General features: G+C 65.0%; 17 protein-coding genes and 1 riboswitch. Of the genes, 9 read left to right on the plus strand and 8 right to left on the minus strand.

From position 1 onward, the window contains the following. Positions 1 to 18: 18 nt before the first annotated feature. Both rsrA and ACLLJI_RS14090 read right to left on the minus strand, forming a co-directional pair. A complete protein-coding gene (rsrA, locus tag ACLLJI_RS14085; protein ID WP_283561986.1) occupies positions 19 to 279 on the minus strand; it encodes a mycothiol system anti-sigma-R factor in 261 nt (86 codons plus the stop codon). Further along, positions 276 to 1,121, minus strand: a complete 846-nt coding sequence (locus ACLLJI_RS14090) for a sigma-70 family RNA polymerase sigma factor (protein WP_434613343.1) — start codon at positions 1,119 to 1,121, stop codon at positions 276 to 278. Before ACLLJI_RS14090 ends, rsrA begins: the two co-directional genes overlap by 4 nt. A gap of 183 nt (positions 1,122 to 1,304) precedes the next feature. On the opposite strand from ACLLJI_RS14090, the gene ACLLJI_RS14095 reads away from it, so the two are divergent. Continuing rightward, positions 1,305 to 1,556 carry a hypothetical protein gene (locus ACLLJI_RS14095; protein WP_434613346.1) on the plus strand — a complete coding sequence of 84 codons (252 nt, stop codon included), beginning with the start codon at positions 1,305 to 1,307 and terminating at the stop codon, positions 1,554 to 1,556. A 168-nt stretch (positions 1,557 to 1,724) separates the two neighbouring features. Here ACLLJI_RS14095 and ACLLJI_RS14100 read toward each other — a convergent pair whose 3' ends face one another. The 3 genes from ACLLJI_RS14100 to ACLLJI_RS14110 all read right to left on the minus strand — a co-directional run bounded on the left by ACLLJI_RS14100 (position 1,725) and on the right by ACLLJI_RS14110 (position 5,680). Further along, entirely contained in the window at positions 1,725 to 2,978 is a 1,254-nt protein-coding gene (locus tag ACLLJI_RS14100) for an ISL3 family transposase (protein ID WP_434613349.1), read from the minus strand. Positions 2,979 to 3,537: 559 nt separating this feature from the next. Further along, positions 3,538 to 5,121 carry an SLC13 family permease gene (locus tag ACLLJI_RS14105; protein ID WP_434613352.1) on the minus strand — a complete coding sequence of 528 codons (1,584 nt, stop codon included), beginning with the start codon at positions 5,119 to 5,121 and terminating at the stop codon, positions 3,538 to 3,540. A 7-nt stretch (positions 5,122 to 5,128) separates the two neighbouring features. Next, positions 5,129 to 5,680 (minus strand): gluconokinase, encoded by a 552-nt coding sequence (locus tag ACLLJI_RS14110; RefSeq protein WP_434613355.1) that lies wholly within the window; start codon positions 5,678 to 5,680, stop codon positions 5,129 to 5,131. A 303-nt stretch (positions 5,681 to 5,983) separates the two neighbouring features. On the opposite strand from ACLLJI_RS14110, the gene ACLLJI_RS14115 reads away from it, so the two are divergent. The 8 genes from ACLLJI_RS14115 (at position 5,984) to ACLLJI_RS14150 (ending at position 15,013) form a co-directional block, all read left to right on the plus strand. Beyond that, positions 5,984 to 6,499, plus strand: coding sequence for a DoxX family protein (locus ACLLJI_RS14115; protein WP_434613358.1), 516 nt, complete (start codon positions 5,984 to 5,986; stop codon positions 6,497 to 6,499). A gap of 6 nt (positions 6,500 to 6,505) precedes the next feature. Next, positions 6,506 to 8,032 carry a 3-phosphoshikimate 1-carboxyvinyltransferase gene (gene aroA, locus ACLLJI_RS14120; RefSeq protein ID WP_434613361.1) on the plus strand — a complete coding sequence of 509 codons (1,527 nt, stop codon included), beginning with the start codon at positions 6,506 to 6,508 and terminating at the stop codon, positions 8,030 to 8,032. Continuing rightward, positions 8,029 to 9,147: a ribosome small subunit-dependent GTPase A gene (gene rsgA / locus ACLLJI_RS14125; protein WP_434613364.1), complete on the plus strand. Its 1,119-nt coding sequence runs from the start codon at positions 8,029 to 8,031 to the stop codon at positions 9,145 to 9,147. The genes aroA and rsgA overlap by 4 nt, the downstream gene beginning before the upstream one ends. Before the next feature lie 55 nt (positions 9,148 to 9,202). Beyond that, on the plus strand, positions 9,203 to 10,015 hold the full coding sequence (gene hisN, locus ACLLJI_RS14130; protein WP_283561979.1) for a histidinol-phosphatase: 813 nt from the start codon (positions 9,203 to 9,205) through the stop codon (positions 10,013 to 10,015). Positions 10,016 to 10,241: 226 nt separating this feature from the next. After that, positions 10,242 to 10,355: riboswitch (SAM riboswitch) on the plus strand. 35 nt (positions 10,356 to 10,390) lie between these two features. Further along, positions 10,391 to 11,869 carry an aminotransferase class V-fold PLP-dependent enzyme gene (locus tag ACLLJI_RS14135; RefSeq protein WP_434613369.1) on the plus strand — a complete coding sequence of 493 codons (1,479 nt, stop codon included), beginning with the start codon at positions 10,391 to 10,393 and terminating at the stop codon, positions 11,867 to 11,869. Positions 11,870 to 11,943: 74 nt separating this feature from the next. Continuing rightward, positions 11,944 to 12,960: a class I SAM-dependent methyltransferase gene (locus ACLLJI_RS14140; protein ID WP_434613372.1), complete on the plus strand. Its 1,017-nt coding sequence runs from the start codon at positions 11,944 to 11,946 to the stop codon at positions 12,958 to 12,960. Positions 12,961 to 13,010: 50 nt separating this feature from the next. Beyond that, positions 13,011 to 14,267 carry an Nramp family divalent metal transporter gene (locus ACLLJI_RS14145; RefSeq protein WP_434613375.1) on the plus strand — a complete coding sequence of 419 codons (1,257 nt, stop codon included), beginning with the start codon at positions 13,011 to 13,013 and terminating at the stop codon, positions 14,265 to 14,267. Positions 14,268 to 14,299: 32 nt separating this feature from the next. Continuing rightward, positions 14,300 to 15,013: a metal-dependent transcriptional regulator gene (locus ACLLJI_RS14150; RefSeq protein WP_434613378.1), complete on the plus strand. Its 714-nt coding sequence runs from the start codon at positions 14,300 to 14,302 to the stop codon at positions 15,011 to 15,013. Positions 15,014 to 15,089: 76 nt separating this feature from the next. Here the strand turns inward: ACLLJI_RS14150 and ACLLJI_RS14155 are convergent, their stop codons facing one another. The 3 genes from ACLLJI_RS14155 to ACLLJI_RS14165 all read right to left on the minus strand — a co-directional run bounded on the left by ACLLJI_RS14155 (position 15,090) and on the right by ACLLJI_RS14165 (position 17,554). Beyond that, complete coding sequence (locus ACLLJI_RS14155; protein ID WP_434613381.1) at positions 15,090 to 15,467, minus strand: DUF2568 domain-containing protein; 378 nt, start codon at positions 15,465 to 15,467, stop codon at positions 15,090 to 15,092. After that, a complete protein-coding gene (locus tag ACLLJI_RS14160; protein ID WP_434613384.1) occupies positions 15,464 to 17,134 on the minus strand; it encodes an AMP-binding protein in 1,671 nt (556 codons plus the stop codon). The genes ACLLJI_RS14155 and ACLLJI_RS14160 overlap by 4 nt, the downstream gene beginning before the upstream one ends. A gap of 120 nt (positions 17,135 to 17,254) precedes the next feature. Beyond that, on the minus strand, positions 17,255 to 17,554 hold the full coding sequence (locus ACLLJI_RS14165) for a DUF4193 domain-containing protein (protein ID WP_283561972.1): 300 nt from the start codon (positions 17,552 to 17,554) through the stop codon (positions 17,255 to 17,257). Positions 17,555 to 17,845 lie beyond the last annotated feature (291 nt).

The following is a 17,845-nucleotide window of genomic DNA, read 5'->3' on the forward strand; positions in this document are numbered from 1 at the left end:
GTTTCTAATCCGGAGTTTCTAGACTTCGGCGGTCCGGCTCTGATGAATTCGGTCCAGGATAGCGGCCTTCAGGTTCTCCGGCGCAGCTTCCTTGCAGGACCGCTTCACCACGGATCGGATGACGCACTCAAGATCGTGTTCCTCGGCGCAGTCCGGGCAGCTGTCCAGATGCGTCTTGATCTCCGCGAGATCGTCACAGGACAGCGCGCCGTCCAGGTATTCGTAGATCCGCGCGATCCGCGAGTCGTCGCAATCGCCTAAACTCTGGCAGTCGCTCATTTGTTCTTCTCCTGATCATTGCTTGCAGTACCAGTTGGCACGTCCAACGCCACGGCGACCTTGCTGTCGAGGACGGCCGGGGCACCGCCCGCGCCGTTCCCATGGAACCCGCGTTCCTTGGCGTAATCGGCCAGCATGTCCCGCAGCATCTTGCGCCCACGGTGCAGCCGGGACATCACGGTGCCGATGGGGGTGTTCATAATTTCCGAAATCTCTTTGTAGGCAAAACCCTCGACGTCCGCGAAGTAAACTGCCAGCCGGAATTCCTCCGGAATGGCCTGCAGTGCCCGCTTTACATCACTGTCCGGCAAATGATCCAGAGCCTCCGCCTCGGCGGAGCGCAGGCCACGGGAGGTATGCGACTCGGCCCGGGCCAGCTGCCAATCCTCCACCTGGTCTGAGTTTGACTGCAGCGGTTCACGCTGGCGTTTTCGGTAAAGGTTGATATACGTGTTGGTAAGGATCCGGTACAGCCACGCCTTGAGGTTGGTGCCCGGCCGATACTGGTGGAAGGCTGAGAACGCCTTCGTGTAGGCCTCCTGCACCAGATCTTCCGCGTCGGAGGGGTTCCTCGCCATCCGCATGGCGGCCGAATACAACTGATCAACGTACTGCATGGCGTCCCGCTCAAAACGGACGCGGCGGTCGTCCGCCGACTCGGTGGAAACGTCGACGGAACCTTCGGCAAGCTGCGCCGGGGTCAACTCCGGTTCGGTGCCTGTCTCCGCACCGTTTCCGGTGGCCAGCGTGGGGGCGTGCTCGGTGCTATTCATTACGGCCAAGTCTACTGTCACCGGCCAGCCGCCGACGGCGGGCCGGCGCGCCAGAAGCGAAGTACTCATATCGTCCTTCCGTTGCGGTCTCCTTAGCGTTCAACCCGCTGCCTCCCCGCAGTATTCCGGTGCACTGCATTAGGGGAGCGAAAAGTGCTTGATTTCCGGCGGAGTGGTGCGGTACCCCCTCTGGTCTGAGGATTTTTTGGCAATTACTCATTGGGCTTCTTCACCTAAATCTCCCCAGCCGCGGTGCCCGCCATTGAGGTTGAAGGCACCCTGACGTACGCAACGAAGTTCGGTCCGTTCACCGAAAAAAGCGCCGTTGCCGGGATACTTGTGATCGTGGTCTTCCTGGTCACCGCCCTCGGCACCACTTCCATGGAACCCCGGATAATTTCACCTCCCACGGCTTCGCTCCCAAGGGTTATTCGGGCGGTTTTCGTGGCGATTTCGACGGCGGGCATCATCTTTTCGTCCCTCGGTTTCCGGCAGGGGCATTGAACAGGCAGGGGAAACGTCCAACCCGAAGCGGAACATCCCGCTGGCCATCATGGATCGGTCCTGATCACCTCCGTCATTTACGCGATGCTCCAGGTAGCGTTCACCCTCGGTGTCCGCGGACAGGTTCTGGGTAAATTTGGGGCTCTCCTGACGTAAGTGTGGGCCAGGTTATTTCTGGTACGGGAGTTTGATTTCCACTGGGCCGCAGGCGAGCATGATCAGGGCGAGAGCGGCTTCTGGGGTGTGGAATCCGTAGGATCTGCGGGTCATGGTTCTGATCTTGTTGTTCAGGCCTTCGTGGGGGCCGTTGGAGAGTTGCCTGGTGACGGCGGCGTGGATCCCGTCGGTGTGGGAGCGGATGGTGGCGGCGGCCCTGGCGAACTCGCGGATGTTGGGTGTGGCGGCGAGTTCGCACCAGGTGGTGATCATCTCCATCACGTCAGCGGGGTTGAGGTCGCCGGCGAAGACTTCCCTCAGGGATTCCTTGAGCTGGTAGGCGTCCCATAGAAGCCCTCCGGCCTGTTCGAGCCCGGCCAAGGTGACTTGTTGCTTCCCGGTGAGGTTCTGCGGGTTTTTCAGCAGCACCCAGCGGGTTCCCTTGAACTTCTTCGCGATGTCCTGATCGGGCAGATCACGGGCCCGTTGCCAGATGGAACGGCGGAAGGATTCCAAGGCGTTGGTGGCCAGCTGGATGACGTGGAATGGATCGTAACAGATGACCGCGCCGGGGGCGTTGGTCCTCACGGACTTGGCAAAAGCCGGTCCCATGTCCATGCTCACGGCCTCTATCACCGCCGTGTTCTCGGCTCCGATCTCGGCGAAGAACCCGTCCAGTGTGGCCGCGTTTTTCCCCGGGGCTCCCCACACGATCTTCGAGGTGGCGTGGTCCGAAACCAAGGTCAGGTAGCGGTGGTGTTTGCGCCAGGAAATCTCATCCACCCCAATATTGACCAGGGACTCGAAGCGTGTTTCATCGAGCTGTTCGGCCACGACGCGTTCGCAGATCGCCCCGACCCTCCGCCACGCTATCCGGGCGAACAATGACACCGTGGTCTTGTCCGCCCGGGTGACCAGCCAGGCGATCATGTCCTCAAAGTCCGTGCTGAACCGGGACCCGGGCCGGGCGAACGGCACGCCCTGAACCACGACCCCATGGGCCGGACACACCAGGCGCCGGCGCAGCATCGTCAGCACGGTCACCCGCCCCGCAACATCCAGGTGCCGCCAGGAGGATTCGGCCCACCGGGTGTCATAGCCGGCCATCGTGAAGAAGCTGCAATGCGGGCAGTCCAGGCGTTTGCGGGCCTTCAACGCCACCCGCACCACCAACGGGCCAGCAGCGTCAAAGGCACCAGGATCAACATCAATGACGCGCACGCCTGTCAGGTTAAGGAGACGGTTGAGTAGAGTGGTAGCACGCATGGGTAGCTCCGAAATTTGGGCAGTGTGAGAACTACCAAATCTACCGGGTTACCCATGCCCCATAACACACAAACCCTGACCCACACTTACGTCAGGAGAGCCTAATTTGGCAGCCGGGCCAATCTCGTCTTTCAGAATGACTTCGGACCCCTCGCGGCCTTCTCCTCGTTGGCGGCACTGACATGGTTGGTGGCACTGACATGGTTGGCGGCACTGACATGGCTGGCCTACCTGCTGCGTGCGGCGGATGCGATCATTTCCCCTGCGGGCACCGACCCGGCCTGTACGGCAGGAGTAGGTGGGCTTAGGCCGGCTGGATCACCAATCAGAAGCTGTTTGCGACCATCATCATCGGAAACGTGCTGCGGTTGATAATCGAGCTGGCGGGAGACCCCAAGCTCAAGCCGGCGCTCGATTTTAAGGCCGGCACCAACTGGGTGCTGCCGTGGTCTGTCGCGATGGCGCTGGTGAGTTAGCTGACGGATCCGAAAAACGCACCCGAACCCAGGAGGCCAGGGGCATTGAAGCAGAGACTCCGGTAGGGAACCCGGGCCGGAAGCTACAGAATCGTCGAGAGCAGCAGCGTCAGCAGCAATCCGACCACCGAAATAATGGTCTCCATCACCGACCAGGTCTTGATCGTCTGCCCCACCGTGAGCCCGAAGTACTCCTTGACCAGCCAGAAACCCGCGTCATTGACGTGCGAGAAGAACAGCGAACCGGCGCCGATCGCCAACACCACCAACGCGAGCTGGGCCGGGGAGAGCCCAGTGGCCAGCGGGGCGATAATGCCTGCAGCTGTCACCGTGGCCACCGTGACCGAACCGGTGGCGAGCCGGATCAGAACGGCCACCATCCAGCCCAACAACAGCGCGGAGAGGCTGGCAGCTATCGCGATCTTGGCTATCGCCGTTCCCGTGCCGCCGTCGACCAGTACCTGCTTGAAGCCGCCGCCGGCGCCGACGATGAGCAGCACACCGACAATGGGCAGCAGGCTCTCGCCGATCTTTCTGGTCAGGGTCGACGGCGAGAAGCCCACCGCGGATCCGAATGTCACCATGGCCAGCAGTACGGCCACCAGCAGTGCGAACACCGGGTCGCCGATAAAGTCAAGCAGCGGGCGGACCGCGGCTCCCTTGTCCACCCAAATATCTGCCGCCGCCTTGATAAGCATGAGCACCAGCGGTGAAAGCAAAGTAATCAGCGTCCAGGCGAACGTCGGGCTACTCGTCGCCTCCGGGTCCTGTGCCCTAGCCGCAGGTCCGTTGTCGGCAGTACCGCTCCCCACAGAGGTCGCAGGGCCATTCTCGGCAGCACCGTTCCCGGCCCGGCGACGGGTCGGTCCCCCCGACGAAGCCCCCATGGCACCACCCGATGTCCCGACCAATGCACCGGTGACCGCCAGCCCAGCACCCGCCGCGCCGATCGGCACCATTTTGGCCGCCAGCTTGCCGAAAAGCGGGCCAGCGATGATCACCGTCGGGACAGCCACCAACAGTCCAAGCGCCAGCGTGATCCCGACGTTGGCGTGCAGCAGCCCAATGGCCGCCAGCGGGCCAGGATGCGGCGGAATGAAGCCATGCAGCACGGACAAGCCGGCGAGCGCCGGAATTCCCAGGCGCATGGCAGGCCCCTGGGACCGGTGCACCGCCAGCATCACCACCGGAATCAGCAGGACCAGGCCGATTTCGAAAAACATCGGGATGCCAATAATCCCAGCGATCAACGCCATTTTCCACGGCAGCGTGGCCGGCCTGCCGTGCAGCAACGTGTCCACCACCTTGTCCGCCCCGCCGGAATCCGCGAGCAGTTTCCCCAGCATCGCGCCCAGAGCGATCAGGACCCCGACGTAGCCCAACACCCCACCCACACCGTTTTCGTAGGAGGTCGTGACCTTGTCAATGGAGATCCCGGAGCCGATGCCAACAAAGAGCGCCCCGATGGTCAGGGCCAGAAACGCATGCAGCTTCGCCCAGACAATCAGCAGCACCACAATGGCGATGCCGATTGCGGCAACAATCAGCACCTGGGTGTCGTGAGCGCTCCACGGTTCCTTCATTTTGTCGGTGGTGGCGTCGGCGGCAACCGCAGCAGCCGCGTTGCCGAGGGTATGGAGGGTTCCGAGTGCACTGGTGATGTTCATAGTTCCCCTACTCCGCCCGGCCACTAAGGCCGAGCTCCTCAATAATTTCCCGGGTGATGACACCAGGGGCCGGACCTACGTTGATCCGGATCTGAGGTTCATCAGCGGCAGGCTCCTCGAGCGCGGAAAACTGGTTGTCCAGCAGACTCGTCGGCATAAAATGTCCCCTCCGCACCGCCAGCCGGGCCGCAATAACTTCCTTTGAGCCGCTGAGGAACACAAAGACGACGCCTGAACCGCGCCGGTTGATCACCTTCCGATAGGAGCGCTTCAACGCCGAACAGGTAATGAGTCCGTCCTCGCCGGCGTCAAGAGTTTCCTCAACCCAATCTGCCACCTTCGCCAGCCATGGCCAGCGATCCTCATCTGTGAGCGGATGCCCGGCCGCCATCTTCTTCACATTCGCCTGGGGATGGAGCGAGTCCCCCTCCTCAAAGGGCCATCCCAGCTGTCCGGCCAGCAGCGCCGCTACGGTCGATTTTCCACAGCCGGATACGCCCATCACCACCAGCACTACGGGCCTGGCAACGGGAGGCAAAGCGCCCTGGCCTGCAACCATGGCACCATCCTGCCAGCCGTCACCGACATTGTCAGTAGGGCGTCGTCGTTCACAACAGTCCACCCCCGCAACCGCGGGCAGCCGGGCAGTGTCCGCGGGCAGCCGGACAGTGGCCGCGGGCAGCGGGCGGACGGGCAGGGGCCGCGGACAGCGGACAGCGGACAGCCGGAACATTCCGCATAGCGTGCGTAAAAGTGCCAGACTAGGAGAACGCAACACCGCCAGCTGGCCTTTGACAGCAATCTGCCATCCGAAGGCCCACGGCAACCTGACATTCAGTTCCGCCATATCAAGGAGGCCGCTTTGTCCATTGTCCGTGTACTCGCCCGCCCGATGCTCGCTTCGTCTTTCATCCTGGCCGGACTGGACCGGCTGCGCCACGCAGACCAGACAGCCACTCAGCTCTCACCGGTGCTGAGACAAGTGGTGCAGGCTCTGCCTGTCCAGACGGATGAGAAGACCCTCGCCCGCGTCATCAGCGGCACGCAGCTGGGCGCCGGTGTCATGCTGGCAGCGGGCAAGTTCCCCCGTCTGTCCGCCCTCCTGCTGACACTGACCTCCACGCTGAACGCCGTCGTCGAATACCGCACGGCGGATTCGAGCACGTCCGAGGCCCGGTCGCGCAGGCGCAACCAGCTGCTGAAGAACGTCTCGCTCTCCGGTGGCGTCCTGCTGGCCGCGGTCGATACCGCCGGAAAGCCAGGTCTGGCATGGCGTGCCGGACACCTCGCCGAGGCCGGGAAGAAGTCCACGCGCAAGCAGCTCAAGCACGCTGACAAAGCCGTCCGCCGCATTGCCAACGATGTGACAGGCGCCTAACTCCCCATGACTTTCGCCCCCACCAACGGCGCCCTTCCCGCCGGCGCCGCATCGCCATGGCCTGCTCCGATGGCCAGCGGCCCGGTCGATGCGACGTTGGCGGTTCCGGCGTCCAAATCGCTGACCAACAGGTATCTGGTGCTGGCCGCGCTGGCGGACGGGCCCTCGCGGCTGCGCGCGCCGCTGCACTCGCGCGATTCGGCCCTGATGATCGTTGCGCTGCGCCAGTTGGGGGCGGTCATCGAGGAGGTGGACGGGGAAGGGCAGTTCGGCCCGGATCTGCGCATCACGCCGATCCCCGCCGGTGCGCTGCTGCCGGTGGGAACGGCGGTGGACTGCGGTCTGGCCGGCACCGTCATGCGTTTTGTTCCGCCGCTGGCCGCGCTGACCGGCGGCAGCATAGCGTTCGACGGCGACCCGGCGGCCCGCCAGCGACCGATGGGTCCGGTCATTGATGCCCTTCGTGGGCTCGGCGTGGAGATTGCCGACGGCGACGGCGAACCGCGGGCGCTGCCGTTCACCATCAAGGCCACCGGCCGGGTCCTAGGCGGTCACCTGATCGTCGATGCCAGCGGCTCCTCACAGTTCGTTTCAGCCCTGCTGCTCGCGGCTCCGCGTTTCGAAGCGGGGCTGCATTTGGAACATTCGGGGAATCCGGTGCCAAGCCTGGACCACATCGGGATGACCGTGGACGTGCTGCGCGGTGCGGGCGTCGTGGTCGATGACTCCGTGCCCAACCATTGGATCGTCTCCCCTGGTCCAATCCAGGCCTTCGACGTCGTCGTCGAGCAGGACCTGTCCAATGCGGGGCCATTCCTGGCCGCTGCCCTGGCCACCCGGGGCACTGTCCGGATTGCCGGCTGGCCGTCCCGGACCACTCAGGTGGGCGATCAATGGCGTGAAATTCTGCCGAAGTTCGGCGCCGCCGTCTCGCTGCGGGACGGTGTTTTGACCGTGACCGGCGGGGAGAGCATCAACGGTGTTGACCTGGCGGACACGAGCGAGCTTGCCCCCACGGTGGCCGCTCTCTGCGCCCTGGCCACCGGTCCGTCGACGCTCAGCGGCATCGCGCACCTGCGCGGCCACGAAACTGACCGTCTGGCTGCGCTGGTCGCGGAGATCAACGGGCTGGGCGGCTCCGCCATCGAAACGGCGGACGGGCTGGCCATTACCCCGGCACCTCTGCACGGCGGCCTTTTCCACAGTTATGCGGATCACCGGTTGGCGACGGCCGGGGCCATCATCGGGCTGGCGGTGCCCGGCGTCGAGGTGGAGGACATCGGCACAACGGCAAAAACCATGCCCGAGTTCGCCGGACTTTGGGCCGGCATGCTGGGGCTTCCGGGCGTTGTGCGGCCGAGCGGCTCCGGGACTCCAGCCAGCTCCGGCATCCCCGACAGCCCGTCCAGCTCCAGCGCCTCCAGCTCCAGCCCTCCAGCCGGTTTCGGCACCGCCGGCAGCGCCTCCAGCTCCAGCCCTCCAGCCGGTTTCGGCACCGCCGGCAGCGCCTCCAGCTCCAGCCCTGGGCGATGACCCGCAGCATGCGTGACTGGGATGAATCCGATGTCCGGATCCGGCCCAATAAAAAGGGCAGCCGGCCCCGCACCAAGGACCGGCCCGCATACGACGAAGCCGTGATCGGCCGGATCATCACCGTGGACCGCGGCCGCTACACGGCAATCGTGGACGAAGACACGGACACCGAACGCGTCCTGATCGCCGCCCGGGCCCGGGAACTTCGCCGCAGCCCGGTGGTGGCCGGGGACTTTGTTGCCCTGGTCGGCGATACCACCGGAGCGCCGGACACGCTGGCACGGCTGGTGCGGGTGCAGGACCGCCGAACCGTCCTGCGCCGCAGCGCCGACGACACGGACCCGATCGAACGCATAGTGGTGGCCAACGCCGACCAGCTGGTGATCGTGGTGGCGGCGGCCAATCCGGAGCCGCGCACCGGATTCATCGACCGCGCTTTGGTGGCCGCATACGACGCCGGCATCGCACCGCTGCTGCTGGTCACCAAGGCGGATGTCAAAGATCCCGCCGAGCTGCTGGCCAACTACGAGTACCTGGACATGACCGTAGTGGTGAGCCGGACCGCCTCCGATGCCGCATCCGGCATCGATGCGCGCAGCGACGACGGGCAGTCGGCACGGCTGGCCGGTACCGCCGTCGGGCAGCTCAAAGAACATCTGGACGGAAAGGTCTCCGTCATGGTGGGCCATTCGGGCGTCGGAAAGTCCACCATGGTCAACGCCCTGACCGGTTCGCAGCGGGCCACAGGCGGTGTCAACTCTGTGACCGGCCGCGGCCGGCACACCTCATCGTCGGCGCTGGCACTGCGGCTGGCGGACGGCTTGCCCGGCAGCTGGATTGTGGACACTCCCGGCATCCGTTCGTTCGGCCTGGCACACGTGGACCCGGACCGCATTCTGCAGGCGTTTCCCGATCTCCAGCCCGGCACAGACGCCTGCGAGCGCGGCTGCAAGCATAACAACGCCGCCGTCAACTGCGGACTGGATCCCTGGGTCAGCCAGGGGCACGCCGGTGACGCCGGGACGGCCAGGTTGGCCTCGCTGCGACGACTGCTGAGCACCGGCGACCGCACCGAAGGCAGGGCGCAGGCCAAGGAACTGGGCACCATTCTGTAGCAGGTGGGTGCCCCGCCTCCCCTGTTCAGCGACGAAAGAACGATAGCGTGAACCCATGACCCATGCCCCGCAGAGCTACAACGATGACCTCCGCCTTGCCCACGTGCTGGCGGATTCGGTGGATTCACAAACCATGGCCCGCTTTAAGGCCCTCGATCTGCAGGTGGAGACCAAGCCTGATCTGACGCCTGTGACGGACGCGGACAAGTCCGCGGAGGATTCCATCCGCAGCCAGCTCTCCCGGGTCCGGCCGCGCGATGCGGTCCTCGGCGAGGAGTTTGGCAGCAGCGGGCACGGCTCACGGCGTTGGATCATCGATCCAATTGACGGAACCAAGAACTTTGTCCGCGGCGTTCCGGTCTGGGCCACCCTGATTGCATTGGTCGAGGACGGCAGGCCCGTCGTCGGGCTGGTCAGTGCTCCGGCGTTGGGCAAGCGCTGGTGGGCGGCGGAGGGCACTGGGGCCTACACGGGCAAGTCGCTGGCGGCGGCCACCAGGCTGCGCGTGTCCAACGTTTCCGAACTCTCCGACGCCTCACTGTCCTATTCCTCGCTGACCGGATGGAAGGAGCGCGGCAACCGGGACGAGTTCATTTCCCTCACCGACAAGGTCTGGCGCACCCGCGCTTACGGGGACTTCTGGTCCTACTGCCTGGTCGCGGAGGGCGCTGTTGACATCGCCTGTGAGCCGGAGCTGAATCTGTATGACATGGCAGCGCTGGTGCCGATCGTCGTCGAGGCCGGCGGCCGCTTCACGTCTCTGGAAGGCGCGGACGGGCCCTTCGGCGGCAACGCGCTGGCCACCAATGGCATTCTGCATTCGGAGGTCCTCCGCACCCTCAACCCGGACCACGACGACCTGCTCTAGCCCGACTGCGGGCACTATGGGCCGCAGCCTGCCCCGCCCCGTGAAAGTTTGTCCATGTTTCAGCGGCTGGCCGCGGCGTCTCATTCGGACACGCCGTGAAAACCACGGCGAATTTCTCAAAAGGTGGTCAAATTTCGACGTCCGGGACGTAACACAGCCTCTTAGCCGTAACACTGGCCGTTAATACTGGCGGCACGGGTGCGGATTTCGTAGTCTTGTGGGCATAGGTCACGAGTGCCAGTGCTAAACCCCGGTTTGCTGGCCGGCAACCCTCCCTTCGCGGCGGGGTGCCCCGGGTGACGACCTGGCCGGGCCGGAGCGGTCCTGGCAAGCGCGGAAACCGGCACGGCCGGGTCCTTCCTTGGTGAGGTCATTATGAGCATTTCAACCGCCGAACACAACGTTCCCTCCGCTCGCGCCTCTGGTCCACTGGCCGAAGCGTCCGGGCAAGGCTGCCTCCCTGGGGGCCGCGCCGGCAGCGGTAGGAGCGCCGGAAATTCAGGACCGGGCCCGCTGCTGGAGGTCGCCGGCCACGAACTGCGAGCTCCCTTGATCCAGGGCGGAACCATCCGCTACGCCAACTTGGATTACGCGGCGTCCGCCCCGGCCTTGACCGAAGTGGCCGACTACCTGAGCGATATCCTGCCCTACTACGCGAGCGTGCACCGCGGCGCCGGCTTCGCTTCCCAGGTCAGCACCTCCGTCTATGAAAACGCCCGGGACACGGTGCGCAGTTTCGTCGGCGGCCGTCCCGATGACGCGGTCATATTCACCCGCAACACCACAGATTCGCTGAACCTGCTGGCCGGCTGCGTGCGGGACATCGTCGCGGGCACCGGTGCCCACGTCGTGTACCTTGACATCGAGCATCACGCCAACCTGCTCCCCTGGCAGCGCCTGCCGCACCGCAGCGTGGTGGCGGAAAACTCCCTCGCGGAGACACTGACGAACCTGGAAACGGAGCTCCGGGCCGGGAACGTGGCCCTGCTGGCGGTGACCGGCGCCTCCAACGTCACCGGCGAGGTCCTGCCGATCGCGGAGCTCGCGGCACTGGCCCACCGCCACGGGGCCAGGATCGTTGTGGACGCCGCCCAGCTGGCGCCGCACCGCCGGATCAACATTGCCGCGGACGACATTGATTATCTGGTCTTCTCCGGGCACAAACTCTATGCCCCCTTCGGAAGCGGCGTTGTCGTCGGGCGCCCGGACTGGCTCGACGACGGAACCCCGTACCTCGCCGGCGGCGGGGCGGTCAGCGAGGCGCGCCTCGATTCCGTCAGCTGGGCCACCGGGCCGGCCCGCCATGAGGGCGGCTCCCCGAACGTCCTGGGCGCCGCGACGCTGGCCAAGGCAGCCGGGATCATCGCGCGGCTGGACCAACGGCGCTGGCAGGACCACGAGCAGGCCCTGCGCAGCCACCTGATCGAGGGCCTGGAGCAGCTGCCGGGAATAACCGTGCACCGGCTCTTCACCGACTCGGACACCTTCCCCGGCAGCGGCGCCATCGGCGTGGTGAATTTCTCCGTCGCAGGGTACGACGCCGGCCTGGTGGCCGCGTATCTTTCCGCCGAACACGGCGTTGGCGTCCGCGACGGTAAGTTCTGCGCGCACCCGCTGCTGCGCCGGCTCGGGCTCCCGTCCGGCTCCCTGCGCGCAAGTTTCGGCGTCGGCTCCCGGCATGAGGATGCACAGCGCCTGATCGACGGCGTCGCGGCCCTGCTGGAGTCCGGGCTCGGTTGGGACTATGTGGTGGACTCCGGCCGCTGGATACCCGCCGACGACGGCCGGCCGTTCCCGGAGTGGGCGCCGAACACCCCCGGGACGGCCGGCGCCGCCCCCTGCAGCACCAGCTGAACGGATTCGAAGCATCCGCCGCCGGTGGGATAGGGTTTTCCCGCGGGATTCCGGCGATATTTCCAAGGAGCGTCATGGCGGCACCGAACGGCGGCCCAAGTCTGGACAGTGAGCGCCGCAGGGAACTGGCGGACAGTTTTCAGGACGGCGGCGAACACTATGAGCGTGTCCGTCCCGGCTATCCGGAGGAGTCACTGACCTGGCTGCTGTCCGGCACCGACCCCGCCGGGGTGCTCCATGCCACGGACCCGAACGCCATGGACCTGCGTGCTTCGGATCTACGCGCCTCGGATCTGCGTGCCTCGGATCCGAAGGGCACGGAGCTGAGTGCACTGGGTCCCAATACCCCGGGTCTCAATGCCCTCGATATCGGCGCCGGCACCGGGAAGTTCACCGTTCGGCTGGCAGAGCGCGGGCTGACCGTCGTCGCCCTTGATCCATCCCGTGACATGCTTCGTCAGCTCGAACACCGCCTCCCCGGGGTGCGGACCATTTTGGGTGCCGCCGAGCGGATCGAACTGCCGGACTCCAGCATGGATTTGGTGACCGTGGCCCAAGCCTGGCACTGGATTGATCCGCTGTCGGCCAGCGCCGAGATCGCCCGCGTGCTGCGGCCCGGCGGTGTCTTGGGCCTTGTCTGGAATCAACTGGACGTCAGCGTGCCCTGGGTTCACCGGCTCTCCCGCATAATGCACGCCGGGGACGTCCACAAGCCGGATTTCCGTCCCCTGCTCGGGCCGGAATTCAGCACACCCCAGCTGCAGCTGAACCACTGGTTCCAACCGCTGACCCCTGGGGACATGATGGAACTGGTGAAATCACGCAGCTACTATCTGCGGGCAAATGAGGCCACCCGTGCGAAGGTGCTGGCCAACCTGCGGTGGTACCTTTTTGAGCACCTCGGCCACGACGTCGACGACATCCTCCCGCTGCCGTATCTGACCCAGACCTGGCGCGCCACTGCCCTCCCCCGGCAGGGCATGGGTCGGCATCCCAGCGCGGCAAAGGGAAGGGCAGGACAGGGAAGGGCAGGACGAAGCGGAGGTTTTACTTCGCTGTTGCCTCTCGACAGGACGGGCCTGCGCACGTAGAGTTTCGGCAAGCCTACATAAAGGGTTTAGGTACTGCGAAGGGTGTGGGTATGTTGAGCGTGGGACTCCGAAAACCCGCGACGAAGGCCCGGGGGCTCTTCACCCTGCTCGGTCCCGCGTTCGTCGCGGCCATCGCCTACGTGGACCCCGGAAACGTTGCGGCCAACCTCACCTCTGGAGCGAAATACGGCTACCTGCTGGTCTGGGTGCTGGTCATTGCGAATGTCATGGCCATGTTGATCCAGTACCAGTCCGCAAAGCTGGGCGTCGTCACCGGGAACTCCCTGCCGGAGCTGCTGGGCGCCCGGCTGCGGACCGGAAACCGTCGTGCCTTTTGGGTCCAGGCGGAGCTGGTGGCCGTTGCCACGGACCTGGCCGAGGTGGTCGGCGGCGCCATCGCCCTGAACCTGCTCTTCGGTCTGCCCCTGCCGCTGGCCGGCCTGATCGTGGGCATCGTTTCGATGGCCATGCTGGCGGTGCAGAACCGGCGCAGCCAACGAACGTTTGAATACCTGATCATGTTCCTGCTGCTGCTGATCACCATCGGATTCCTGGCCGGTCTGCTGGTCAGGCCGCCGGAACCTGCCGGAGTTTTCTCCGGCTTGCTCCCCCGCTTCCAGGGTACGGATACGGTGCTGTTGGCTGCCGGAATGCTGGGGGCCACCGTCATGCCGCATGCGATCTACCTGCACTCCGCCCTGGCGCGCGACCGTCATGTCCATGCCCGCCGTTCACCGGCCGTGCTCGCGTCCGTCGTCAAGGCCACCCGTTGGGACGTCGTCGGTGCACTTGCGCTGGCCGGTTTGGTCAACATCGGCATGCTGTTGCTGGCCGCCTCCACCTTGCACGGGTTCGACGGCGTCGTCGCCACGGACAGCATCGAGGGCGCGCACGCCGCGATAGTCGGCAGCCTCGGCCCGGTCATCGGCGTAGTCTTCGCGGTCGGCCTGCTGGCGTCAGGCCTGGCCTCAACGTCCGTCGGCTGCTACGCCGGGGCCACCATCATGGGCGGCCTCCTGAAGGTCAGGATTCCGCTGCTGACCCGCCGCGTCGTCAGCCTGATCCCGGCCCTCGCACTGCTGAGCTTCGGAGTAGACCCCACGCAGGCGCTGGTGATCAGCCAGGTGGCGCTCAGCTTCGGGATACCCTTCGCGCTCATACCGCTGCTCCGGCTGACGGGAAATGCGACGGTGATGGGCAAGTACCGGGACGGGCCCGCTCTCCGCATTGCCGCCGTCGTCTGCGTTGCCCTGGTCATCGCGCTCAACGCTGTCCTGCTCTACCTGACCTTCACCGGCCGGGGATAACATGCCCGGCCGGTGACGGTACTGTGGTAGCTGTGAAACCGACCCCAACCTCGTCCAGTGTCGAGGATTACGTGAAGGTGATTTACGCCTTCACGGAGTGGCAGGACAAAGCCATCACGTCCTCCCAGCTTGCGGCACGGCTGGGCGTGGCCAACTCGTCCGTCTCGGAAATGGTCCGAAAGCTCAAGGATCAGGGGCTGGTGGACCATCAGCCGTACAGTGCCATCCGGCTCACCGCTGACGGGCTGTTGCTGGCGTTGTCCATGGTCCGGCGGCACCGGCTGCTGGAGACCTACCTGGTACAGGAGCTTGGCTACACGTGGGATGAAGTCCACGACGAGGCCGAGTTGTTGGAGCACGCGGTGTCGGACACGTTTATAGAGCGGATGGCCGCCAAACTGGGACATCCCTCCCGCGACCCGCACGGGGATCCGATTCCGGCCGCGGACGGCAGGGTGGTCATGCCGCCCGCGCATCGGATGAACCAGCTTGACCCCGGGCACCAGGGCCGCATCACCAGAATCAGCGACCACGATCCGGCGCTGCTGCGGTACCTTGACCAGGAGCGGATCGAGTTGGACTCGTTGGTCCGCATTGAGGGGCGCCGACCCTTCGGAGGGGCGCTCGTGGTTCGCATTGGCACCGGCGCGGCGGCCAGGGACTTCGACCTGACCGACGAGGTGAGCGGATCCTTATGGGTTTCGCCGGAAGGAACGCACCCGGGCTGCACTCTGACGGTTCCGTAATGCTCTACGGACGCAGACCGTGCCCGACGACGGCGGGACGGGCGGCGCCGTCGTCGGCCGATACAGTCTGCCGCCCCTACGACCGGACCTTGAGCACGCTCTGCAGGTACAAACCAAGTCCCGCATTGGCCGCACCGACCACCGCCAACACGATCGCCGGTGCCACCAGCTCTGCAGCCGCCAGCGCCACCGCAGCCAGCAGGAAGATCAGCAGCGACACCGGCGGGATCACGGCAACGGAATCCTGTGCGTCGCACGGGGCGCCAGAAATAAAACTCCACAGGACGACTACGGCGGCAGGTACGCCAATCCCGACAACATAGTTCCACGGTGCAGCGAATTTGAAGCCCCACACACAAAAAGCCGCGACCATGGCGACCTCCAACAAGAACGCAACGCAAAGGTGCACTCCGGTTAAAAGCTGAGGCGGGAAAGCGCCCCGGCGTCGGCTCATTTGGCTATATCTCCGGCTGCTGTTCCCGCAGCTGCCTCCGCTGCACGTTCCCGGCGCAGGATGAAGCGCTGCACTTTTCCACTCGGCGTCTTGGGAAGGTGATCGACAAAATGAATGCGGCGTGGATACGCATGGGCGGCGAGTTTCGTTTTCACCAACCGCTGCAGCTCTTCGGCCAGCTCGCCGCTCCCGCCCACTCCTTCACGTAGGACAACGTACGCCTCCAGCACCTCGCCGCGGATCTCGTCCGGAGCTCCGACCGCAGCGCACTCCACGACGTCAGGGTGCTGGGCCAGCACGCTTTCCACATCAAAGGGTCCAATGCGGTAGCCCGCCATGATGATCACATCATCGTCACGGGCAGAGAAGTAGATGAATCCGTCCTCATCCTTGCGGCCTGCGTCCCCGGTCAGGTACCAACGGCCGTCGGCGGTGTACCGGTCCGCCGTTTTTTCCGCTGCGCCGGCATAGCCCGTGAACCACATGAGCGGGCTCTTCGCTACCTCGATGGCAACCCGTCCGGCGGTGCCGGCCGGCGCCACAATATCCTCCAGGGGATCCAAAATGTCGGCGGACCAGCCGGGCAGACTTGTACCCATGGATCCCTCACGAAGCGGTGCCTGGAGCTCCTCGCGCCACGCATTCCCCACCACCATGCCGTGTTCGGTTTGGCCGTACTGGTCACGCACCGCCAGCCCCAGGGCTTCCTTGCTCCAAGTGATGACGTCAGGGGTCAGTGGCTCGCCGGCCGAGGAGGCCCGCCTCAGCCGGTGGCCTGCGCCCGCTGCGGAGCCTGCCCGCAACGACCGGTACACCGTGGGAGCAGCAGCAAAATTGGTGACCTTGAACCTGTCGAAGATCTGCCAGGTACGCTCCGCGGAGAACCCGCCCTGCAGCAGGATACTGCGGGTGCCGGTGGCCAGCGGGGCGAGAATAGCGAAATACAGCCCGTACGCCCAGCCCGGATCCGCTGCATTCCAGAAGACGTCGTCTGGTTGAACATCCAAGGCAAATTCCTGGTACGCAATGAACGAAGCGACGCTTCGCAGCGGAATGGGGACGCCCTTCGGCTCACCGGTGGTTCCGGATGTGAAGAGTTGAACCAGCGTACCGTTGCCACCCACCGCCACGGCCTCAGGGCTGTCGGTATCTCCGGCGGCCCTGTTGCCCGACAGGAGCCCGCTAAACGACAGGTCATACCCCAAAGCTTCGCCATGCGCCACGACAACCAGCGGGGTAGCATCCGAGGGAACCTCACCCGCGGGAACCAGTTTCCGGCGCTGATCCACATCGCAGATCACCAGCTTGGATCCGGTGGCATTGAGCCGGAAAGCGATCGCATCGGCGGCGAAGGCGGTAAACAGCGGCACATCCACGGCCCCGCGCCGCCAGATCCCCAACAGCGCAATGATCAGGTCCTCGGACTTGCCCATCAAGGTCGCCACCGCATCCCCCGGCCGCACACCCAGTCCGTGCAGTGCCGCCGCGAACGCCGTCGACTTCTCCCGCAGTTCTCCATAGGTGAGATCCTTGTGGCTCAGGTCCGCCTGCACAATGGTGAAGGCGACCGCCTCCGCCGGGTGCCGGTCACAGAGAAGCTCCGCGGCACATGCGCCCGGAGCCTCAAAGATGTCCAATAGTTCCCGGACGCGTTCTTCACATGCCATTGCAGCCACTCCCTGTCCCGCTTGCCCGTGTCCACCCGGAGATATGCTCCAAGGATCGCACACCGGTGTCCGGTCGGGCACCCGGACTGTCCGCAGACAACCCGGGTGGGAGGTTTTCTCTTAGCCTTCGCAGTCCCGGCAGTACAGTTTGCCGTTCTTTTCCCTGGCCACCTGGCTGCGGTGCCGGACCAGGAAGCAGGAGGAGCAGGTGAATTCGTCATCTTGGGCAGGGATGACCTGCACCACGAGTTCCTCGCCCGAGAGATCGGCACCCGGCAGATCGATTCCTTCGGCCGTATCCGAATCCTCAACGTCTATGTGGGCGGTCTGTGCGCCTCCGCGCTGAACCTGAAGAGCCTGCAGGGACTCGGTTCCATTGTCATCATCTTTATTGCGTGGTGCGTCGTAATCCGTTGCCATTCGGTTTCTCAGACTCCTGATGTGCTCGTTTTTTCGGCAGGTAATTCAGCGCCCCATACTAGCCCCTTAAGTCGGGAATTCAAGCCTTACTCAGCAGCTATTCGTGTTTGACGACAACGCGGCCGCCCTTACCGCCGGAAGAGCGGTCTATATTGGCCTCCAAATCCCCGTGTTGACGCCGATTGCGCCACGCTTGTGCGGTTGATCACCTTTACTCAACGGCAGGAGGTGGTCGACGGCGGCAGTGAGCCAGGAGCCGAACCGCGGCAGTGTGCGGGACCCCGACGGCGG

The sequence above is a fragment of the Arthrobacter sp. A5 genome, from assembly GCF_051131705.1.
In the GTDB taxonomy this organism is placed as follows: Bacteria; Actinomycetota; Actinomycetes; order Actinomycetales; family Micrococcaceae; genus Arthrobacter_M.

Coding starts and splice junctions, on each gene's coding strand:
- rsrA (WP_283561986.1), bottom strand. CDS start 279: ATGAGCGACTGCCAGAGTTTAGGCGATTGCGACGACTCGCGGATCGCG.
- ACLLJI_RS14090 (WP_434613343.1), bottom strand. CDS start 1,121: ATGAGTACTTCGCTTCTGGCGCGCCGGCCCGCCGTCGGCGGCTGGCCG.
- ACLLJI_RS14100 (WP_434613349.1), bottom strand. CDS start 2,978: ATGCGTGCTACCACTCTACTCAACCGTCTCCTTAACCTGACAGGCGTG.
- ACLLJI_RS14105 (WP_434613352.1), bottom strand. CDS start 5,121: ATGAACATCACCAGTGCACTCGGAACCCTCCATACCCTCGGCAACGCG.
- ACLLJI_RS14110 (WP_434613355.1), bottom strand. CDS start 5,680: ATGGTTGCAGGCCAGGGCGCTTTGCCTCCCGTTGCCAGGCCCGTAGTG.
- aroA (WP_434613361.1), top strand. CDS start 6,506: ATGACTTTCGCCCCCACCAACGGCGCCCTTCCCGCCGGCGCCGCATCG.
- rsgA (WP_434613364.1), top strand. CDS start 8,029: ATGACCCGCAGCATGCGTGACTGGGATGAATCCGATGTCCGGATCCGG.
- hisN (WP_283561979.1), top strand. CDS start 9,203: ATGACCCATGCCCCGCAGAGCTACAACGATGACCTCCGCCTTGCCCAC.
- ACLLJI_RS14135 (WP_434613369.1), top strand. CDS start 10,391: ATGAGCATTTCAACCGCCGAACACAACGTTCCCTCCGCTCGCGCCTCT.
- ACLLJI_RS14140 (WP_434613372.1), top strand. CDS start 11,944: ATGGCGGCACCGAACGGCGGCCCAAGTCTGGACAGTGAGCGCCGCAGG.
- ACLLJI_RS14145 (WP_434613375.1), top strand. CDS start 13,011: ATGTTGAGCGTGGGACTCCGAAAACCCGCGACGAAGGCCCGGGGGCTC.
- ACLLJI_RS14155 (WP_434613381.1), bottom strand. CDS start 15,467: ATGAGCCGACGCCGGGGCGCTTTCCCGCCTCAGCTTTTAACCGGAGTG.
- ACLLJI_RS14160 (WP_434613384.1), bottom strand. CDS start 17,134: ATGGCATGTGAAGAACGCGTCCGGGAACTATTGGACATCTTTGAGGCT.
- ACLLJI_RS14165 (WP_283561972.1), bottom strand. CDS start 17,554: ATGGCAACGGATTACGACGCACCACGCAATAAAGATGATGACAATGGA.